Consider the following 7,772-nt stretch of genomic DNA (forward strand, 5'->3'; position numbering starts at 1 on the left):
AATCAGCCAGAGTTAAATTACGCCGTGTTTTGAGTAAACTATTTCGTTGCTTTAATGCACGTGAATAATATTGCCATGCAAAATAAAACTCAGGTTCCACGTGGAACATCAACCAGTCTAATAACTGCCGCCGTGGTTTCGCACCATGATCGATAATATCGGTACTTTGCGGATCAATATGCTGAAGAGGCAGTAACTTTGCGAGCTGCCCTTGTGTCGCAATCGTATCGCCATTGACTTTGATGAGCTGCTCACCAGACGCAAGCTTCTGCATTCCGATTCGTTCATTCGCTGATTGCGCAAAAACAATGGCATCTGCAGCATCGTATTGGATGTAATGTTTGGGAATATGGGTGCGAAACGAGCGACCTGTCGCCAATAAATGAATTGACTCTAAAATAGAGGTCTTTCCAGAACCATTTGCACCACAAAAAATATTAAACGGTTGCAACTCATTGAGTGCAACCGCTTTTAGATTCCGTACACGTTCGATATTTAAACGCGTGATTTGCATGATTTAGACTCGAATCATCAATACAAATTAAACTCGCATTGGCATCACAACATAAGTTTGATCTGGATGTGCTGGATCCTGAACCAACACAGATTGATTGGCTTCAGTCATGCTCATTTTCACATCATCACCATCTAAAACACTTAAAACATCAAGGATATATTGTGCATTAAATGACATTTCTAATGGTGCATCTTGATATTGGATCGCTAAATCTTCAACCGCTTCGTCTTGCTCAGGGTTATTTGCGCGGAGTTGTAATGAATCTTGATTAAAGTTTAAGAAAACACCACGTAATTTTTCATTACTTAGAATCGCAACACGTTGCAATGATTGCTTAAAGACATCATGCGCGATAAATACATGCTTATCCCCGCCTTTAGGAATGACACGGCGATAATCTGGGAATTTACCATCGATCAATTTCGTCGTGAAACGAACAACAATATCACCCTGCTCTTTATCACGGCTCGGGGTATTAATCGTGACATTCAACAACTCACGACCAATTAATAAAGTGAGTTGTTCATCTTCAATACTAAGTAAACGTTGTAATTCACCCACCGCTTTACGGGGAACAATCGCTTGAATCGGAGCTGATGCAGTTGATGAAGCCAATACTTCACATAACGCTAAACGATGACCATCTGTCGTCACTGTACGCAGTTGATTTTGATCAATTTCTAACAATGTACCCGTCAAATAAAAACGTACATCCTGAACCGCCATTGCAAACGCTGTTTTTTCAAATAAACGTTTTAATTCACGTTGAGTGACTTGGACTTGTGTACCCTGACTGTTTTCAGTGGTGAGTAATGGATAATCTTCTGCAGGCAATGTACCTAAAACAAAACGGCTATTCCCTGACTTTAAAATACAACGCTGATCTTCTGTGATTTGCAAATCGATCAAGGCCGCAGTAGGCAGAGATTTACAAATTTCAACCAACTTACGTGCAGGTACAGTCGTTTCACCCGCTTCTAAGCAAGCACCTTCTGCTAAGGTCGTACTTGCAACCAATTCAACTTCCAAGTCAGAACCAGTAATGGTCAAAGCTTGTTGCGTAGTTTGAATTTTTACGTTTGAAAGAATGTTCAAAGTATGACGGCGTTCTACAGCCCCCACCACATGTGATAAAACATTGAGTAAACTTTCTTTAGCGATTTTCAAACGCACGATTTTTTCCTCTTACAACGGAAGCTGAATATGAATGTTAGCAGTGTACTATGCTGCACTTAAAAGCAGTTTGCAACTCTGAAAAATAGATTAACTTTGTAACAAGCGAAGTAAATTTTTATAGTCTTCATTAAAAATAGGATCTTCTTCCCGTAAGCTCACCACTTTTTCACAGGCATGCATGACGGTACTATGATCACGACCACCAAATGCCATACCAATTTCAGGGAAACTATCCCCTGTTAATTCACGAGCTAGCCCCATCGCCAATTGACGTGGGCGCGCATAAATACGTGTTCGCTTAGGTCCAGTTAGCTCTTTCAGCGGAATACGGAAATATTCACTGACCACACGCTGGATATTTTCTACACTGATCGTTCTTGCTCTAATCGCCAAAACATCTTTTAAAGATTCACGCACCACATCTAGATCAATCGCAGTACCTTTAAAACGTGAAATCGCGACCACTTTATTCAAAGCACCTTCAAGTTCACGAACGTTCGCAACCACTTGTTGAGCAATAAATAATGCACAATTTCGAGGTAAATCTACGCCACTATTTTCTGCTTTTTTTAATAAAATTTCGATACGAGTTTCAATATCTGGTGGCTCAACACCAACTGATAATCCCCAAGAGAATCGAGAAACCAGACGCGGATCAAGTTCGGTGAGTTCTTTTGGATAACGGTCTGATGTCAAGATGATTTGCTTAGATTCATCAAGTAAAGCATTGAAAGTATAGAAAAACTCAACAAGACTCGCTTCTTTTCCTGCGAGTAAATGAATATCATCCACCAATAATAAATCTAATGAACGGCAATTTTTCTTAAATTCTTCAACCTTGCCTTTTTGCAATGAGCTCACAAAATCTTGAACAAAACTTTCTGAAGTCATGTACATCACACGCGCATTTGGTTTTGCCTGTAATAAAGCATTACCAACGGCTTGCATTAAGTGCGTTTTACCAAGACCTGTAGGACCGTATAAAAATAAAGGGTTATGCTGAGATGCTCCCAGTTGCGTCAACACCTTGCGACAAGTTTCCGCAGCCATTTGGTTGGAACGACCTTCGACAAACAAAGAAAAAGTAAACAATGGGTTTAACTGTCTTTTCTTTGGAATTTTGCTGACGTTTTGACTTGGTTGGACTAAATCAGGTTCTTTTTTGGCTTTAGTTTGTATTGATGGTGGCGGTGTTAAACTTAGAGCGGCAGTTGTAGTCGCAGGTTGCTCATTAGACGACAAAATCGTTCCTGGGCGAGAATCCACCAAAATTTCGACTTGACGAACGCGACCTTCAGAAAGTTGTTCAGCAAGAATAGAAATTAACTCTAAATGATTGTCTTGAATATAGCGGGTCCAATAAGGGTTAGGTGCATATAAACGCATCACACCATCAACCTCTTCAGCAACCAAAGGACGAATCCACATTGCAAAGACGTTATCAGAGAGCTCTTGTCGCAAGCGAGTTAAGCAGTCTGTCCAAAGCATGTGCATCCCCTATCTATCCATTTTTTAAATTCAAAAAATAAAAACCACGCACCCTCATCTTTCAAAGGGGTCGCCATTCTAACCAAGTTATCCACATCTGTCAGGCAAATTTATAGAACTTTCGCTGAAAAATAAAACATTCGTTAATAAATTTAAATTTAAAAGCACATGTGCATAACTTTTTGCAGAAGCTGTGGATAGTTTTGCACTTCAAGTTATCCACAATCCATAAAGGCAATAAAAACACCATTATCCACAAGCTAAATACATGTTTATTTTTTAAAAAAGTTAACTTTCCACAGAATAAATCTACACTAATAAGAATAAATTTAAATTTTAAAATTTGAATTTACTTATAAGGATGATTCGGATTGTGGATAACTGAGCATATCGAAATTTAAATTCAAAATCCAAGAAATAAATTTAAACTGAGAGGTATGTTGTTGATAACAATGTTTATAGGCTGTGAATATAAATGAATTGCGATATAATTTAAATAGATAGCTTGTGTATATTTTTTGTTGCTACTTAAATTATAGAAAATGAGAGAGTTGTAGTTGGTTCAAAACAGCACAAACAAAATGTAAAGTTTTTGATTTTTCATTGACAGCGTAAACATTGCACAATAAAATCGCGGACCTTTATAGAAAGATCATTTTGGGAGTTTCGATATGAAACGTACTTTCCAACCATCTGAATTAAAGCGTAAACGCGTTCATGGTTTCCGTGCTCGTATGGCAACTAAAGCTGGTCGTCAAGTTTTAGCTCGTCGTCGTGCGAAAGGTCGTCATAGCTTAACTGTTTAATTACTGTTAAGTAGACCAGACTTGGGTGATGACACTTTACAGTTTTGGCACTGAATCTCGTATTCGTTGTGCTGCAGATTATAAAAGCGTATTTGATGGTGCGCTTTTTAAAGTGCATCAACCCCATTTCCTATTTTTAGCAAAATTAACCGAACAGCCTAAAAGCCGTTTGGGTATTGTCGTTGCTAAAAAAAAGGTACGTCGTGCACATGAGCGAAATCGAATAAAACGTCTTGCTCGAGAGAGCTTTCGTTTACATCAAGCGCAATTTAATGCTGATATCGATATTGTAGTGATGCCTAAAGTTGGTATAGAAGCAATCGCAAATAAAGAATTACATCAACAATTAGATTTTGCTTGGCAAAAATTACAACGTTTAGCAAAGAAGCATTCTAAAGTCGTTGTGGCACCCCTCCAAAATTAGAGAATCTCTAATGGTACGTTTACTGCATTGGTTGATCAGATGTTACCAAATCGCAATTAGTCCATTATTGGGTCCTCGTTGTCGCTATATTCCCACTTGCTCACAATATGCAATTGAAGCATTGCAAACACATGGTGCAGTAAAAGGTGTATGGCTATCAACGAAACGCGTCTGTCGTTGTCATCCTTGGGGCGGTTCTGGATATGATCCTGTGCCACCAAAAGCACTTCGTTTTATTTCGTTTCATCAAATAGATTCTCAAAAGCATCACGTTGCTGTACCCTTTCGTGATCGTTTATTCAAGCAAAATCTCTTTAATCATTTGGGATAATAGATATGCAACAATGGGCCAGATTTGCAATTCTTGGAGCCATGTTTGTTACCGCATATTTGCTAATTTTGGCTTGGCAAAAAGATTATGGTCATGCGCAAACAACACCGCAACAACCTGCGGCAGTTGTGACTGCACATGATGTATCTGCAGATTTGCCAAATACACAAAATGCAACAGCGGCTTCAGACTTGCCACAAGCAAATGTGACTACATCGCAAGCCACAGAAACACCTTCTGTGACTCAGCAATTGATTTCGGTAAAAACCGATCTTTATCATCTTTGGATCAATCCGAAAGGTGGTGATATTGTCCGTATTGAATTGTTAAGCCATGACGAAAGTAAAGACAGCGAAAAACCATTCGTTATGCTTGAAAGTGATGCGAAACGTACTTACGTTGCTCAATCAGGTTTAATTGGCTTAAACGGACCAGATAGCAGCCGTAATGGTCGTCCAATGTATGATGTGGAAAAAACATCTTATACCTTGGCTGATGCAAAAAGTGTTGCTGCTCAAGATGGGAAAACCAGTCAAGTTTTAACCGTTCCATTGGTTTTTAAAACACCTGAAGGCGTTGAAGTCATCAAGACATTTACGTTCACGCAAGGTGACTATCCAATTACGGTAAAACATCAAGTGATTAACCGTAGCCAGCAAAACTGGCAAGGTCAAATGTTTGGTCAGTTAAAACGTGATAATTCGGATGATCCTGGCAAGTCTTCGCAAGGTATTTTCACTTTAGGTACTTACCTGGGTGGGGCATGGGGTACACCTGAAGAACATTACAACAAGTTGAAATTTGCGAATTTTAACGATGAAAAGTTGAATGTTGAAGCCAAAGGTGGCTGGGTTGCTATGGTTCAGCACTATTTCGTCAGTGCGTGGATTCCTGGTGATTTAAAACTCACTCAAGCGAATGGTCAGCCGTATACTGCGAAACTAGAGTCACGTCAGTCTGCTGATGGTATGAATATCATGGGCTTCACTTCTCCAGTGATTAACGTACCTGCGGGTACATCAATGGAAGTGGATGCGAAACTTTATTCTGGTCCAAAAATTCAATCTGAGCTTAAAGATTTAGCTGCTGGTTTAAACCAAACTGTGGATTATGGTTGGTTATGGCCAATTGCGAAACTCTTATTCTTGGGCTTGCAATTCTTCCATAACATCATTGGTAACTGGGGTTGGTCAATTATTTTCTTGACGATCTTGGTGAAAGCGATCTTATGGCCACTTTCTTCGAAAAGTTATCGTTCGATGGCAAAAATGCGTGTGATTGCACCTGAAATGCAGCGCATGAAAGAAGAATTTGGCGAAGACCGTATGCGCTTCTCTCAAGAAATGATGGCGTTATATAAGCGCGAGCAAGTAAATCCACTGTCTGGATGCTTACCGTTATTATTACAAATGCCAATCTTCTTAGCGTTGTACTGGGTATTGATGGAATCTGTAGAACTCCGTCATGCACCTTGGTTAGGCTGGATTCAGGATTTATCTGCGATGGATCCATGGTTTATCTTGCCGTTGATCATGGGTGTGACCATGTTTGTGCAGCAAATGTTAAACCCACAACCGACCGATCCAATGCAGGCAAAAGTATTCCGTATCATGCCAATCATGTTTACGGTATTCATGTTGTTCTTCCCTGCTGGTTTAGTGCTTTACTGGATCGTCAACAACAGTATTACCATTTTGCAACAATGGTTTATTAACAAAGGTGTCGAAAAAGACCGTCTCAACAAGGTTGAGTCAGCGTCTTAATCTCGAACTTTTACTGAATAAATCCGCTTAAGATGGTAATCTTAGGCGGATTTTTCTTTGTCTGTATTAAGGGTGCTTGATTACATCATCCTTGCTTTTTCTAGGTGAATTTAACATGCAACATCAAACCACAATTGCTGCGATTGCTACCCCTTTAGGTCGTGGTGGTGTGGGCGTGATTCGTCTGTCTGGGCCAAAAGCTTATGCGATTGCAGCGCAACTGACGCAAAAAAGTCTTCCTATAGCACGTATGGCTGGTTTTCGTCAGTTCTATGATGCTGATGGTTCCGTCATGGATGAAGGGATTGTGCTCTGTTTTCCAAATCCTCATTCGTTCACAGGTGAAGATGTAGTGGAGTTGCAGGGGCACGGTGGTCCTGTCATCCAGAATGCCTTGTTGGCACGTTTACTCGATTTGGGCGCGACTGCTGCAAAAGCAGGTGAGTTTTCCATGCGCGCTTTTGAAAATGGCAAAATGGATTTGGTGCAGGCTGAAGCGATTGCTGACTTGATTGATGCGACCTCACAGGCGGCTGCACGTTCTGCGGTTCGTTCATTACAAGGTGCATTTTCAACCAGAATTAATACAGTTTTAGAAAAGCTGATTCATTTACGTTTACATGTCGAAGCTGCGATTGATTTTCCAGAAGAAGAAATTGATTTCCTTGCGGATGGTAAGATCTTAGCGCTATTGGATGATGTACAAGCCTCGGTTAAAGCGGTACAGCAATCTGCACGTCAAGGACAGCTGTTACGTGAGGGTTTACAGGTCGTCATTGCGGGTAAGCCAAATGCGGGTAAATCGAGCCTGTTAAATGCACTTGCAGGGCATGAGCGTGCGATTGTGACGGATATTGCGGGAACGACTCGAGATGTGTTGCATGAAAAAATCAGTTTGAATGGTTTACCAATTACTTTAACTGATACCGCTGGTTTACGTGAAACAGGTGATATTGTCGAACAAGAAGGGATTCGTCGTGCCATTAAGGAAATTGAACAGGCGGATTTATTACTACTGGTTTATGATTTAAATCAAGGCGATGAACCGTTACAGCTAGCACGTGAATATTTTGCCGATCATCTTGAACCGAAGCGTTTACTGTTAATTGGCAATAAATGCGATTTAACGAGTCAGGATGCGACTTTAAGTGATTATCAGGGCTTCCGTCATATCAGTGTGTCTGCTAAACAGGATATGGGTGTTCAGGCGCTTATAGATGCGATTACAGCGCATGCAGGCTTTCAGCCTGAGGAAGACACCTTTATT

The 7,772-nt window shown here is 40.3% G+C and carries 8 protein-coding genes; 5 read left to right on the forward strand and 3 right to left on the reverse strand.

All coding sequences use genetic code 11. The features are described 5' to 3' along the window. The 3 genes from recF to dnaA form a co-directional block, all read right to left on the reverse strand. The coding region (recF, locus tag B4237_RS14825) for a DNA replication/repair protein RecF (RefSeq protein ID WP_286943762.1) at positions 1–514 on the reverse strand (514 nt) is incomplete at its 3' end. A gap of 27 nt (positions 515–541) precedes the next feature. Then, positions 542–1,690: a DNA polymerase III subunit beta gene (dnaN, locus tag B4237_RS14830; protein ID WP_004882247.1), complete on the reverse strand. Its 1,149-nt coding sequence runs from the start codon at positions 1,688–1,690 to the stop codon at positions 542–544. A 90-nt stretch (positions 1,691–1,780) separates the two neighbouring features. Next, on the reverse strand, positions 1,781–3,181 hold the full coding sequence (dnaA, locus tag B4237_RS14835; protein ID WP_278595861.1) for a chromosomal replication initiator protein DnaA: 1,401 nt from the start codon (positions 3,179–3,181) through the stop codon (positions 1,781–1,783). Between the two features lie 671 nt (positions 3,182–3,852). Here dnaA and rpmH point away from each other — a divergent pair. The 5 genes from rpmH to mnmE all read left to right on the forward strand — a co-directional run. Further along, complete coding sequence (rpmH, locus tag B4237_RS14840) at positions 3,853–3,987, forward strand: 50S ribosomal protein L34 (protein WP_000831329.1); 135 nt, start codon at positions 3,853–3,855, stop codon at positions 3,985–3,987. Between the two features lie 28 nt (positions 3,988–4,015). Further along, positions 4,016–4,411, forward strand: coding sequence for a ribonuclease P protein component (gene rnpA, locus B4237_RS14845; protein ID WP_019385918.1), 396 nt, complete (start codon positions 4,016–4,018; stop codon positions 4,409–4,411). A gap of 10 nt (positions 4,412–4,421) precedes the next feature. After that, entirely contained in the window at positions 4,422–4,742 is a 321-nt protein-coding gene (gene yidD, locus B4237_RS14850) for a membrane protein insertion efficiency factor YidD (protein ID WP_004882239.1), read from the forward strand. A gap of 5 nt (positions 4,743–4,747) precedes the next feature. Beyond that, a complete protein-coding gene (gene yidC / locus B4237_RS14855) occupies positions 4,748–6,505 on the forward strand; it encodes a membrane protein insertase YidC (protein ID WP_004882236.1) in 1,758 nt (585 codons plus the stop codon). Between the two features lie 115 nt (positions 6,506–6,620). Next, positions 6,621–7,772, forward strand: a 1,152-nt coding sequence (gene mnmE, locus B4237_RS14860; RefSeq protein WP_286943766.1) for a tRNA uridine-5-carboxymethylaminomethyl(34) synthesis GTPase MnmE, incomplete at its 3' end; no start/stop codon positions are given.

It is taken from the genome of Acinetobacter sp. UBA6526 (assembly GCF_002434875.1).
In the GTDB taxonomy this organism is placed as follows: Bacteria; Pseudomonadota; Gammaproteobacteria; order Pseudomonadales; family Moraxellaceae; genus Acinetobacter; species Acinetobacter venetianus.

Coding starts and splice junctions, on each gene's coding strand:
- dnaA (WP_278595861.1), bottom strand. CDS start 3,181: ATGCTTTGGACAGACTGCTTAACTCGCTTGCGACAAGAGCTCTCTGAT.
- rpmH (WP_000831329.1), top strand. CDS start 3,853: ATGAAACGTACTTTCCAACCATCTGAATTAAAGCGTAAACGCGTTCAT.
- rnpA (WP_019385918.1), top strand. CDS start 4,016: ATGACACTTTACAGTTTTGGCACTGAATCTCGTATTCGTTGTGCTGCA.
- yidD (WP_004882239.1), top strand. CDS start 4,422: ATGGTACGTTTACTGCATTGGTTGATCAGATGTTACCAAATCGCAATT.
- yidC (WP_004882236.1), top strand. CDS start 4,748: ATGCAACAATGGGCCAGATTTGCAATTCTTGGAGCCATGTTTGTTACC.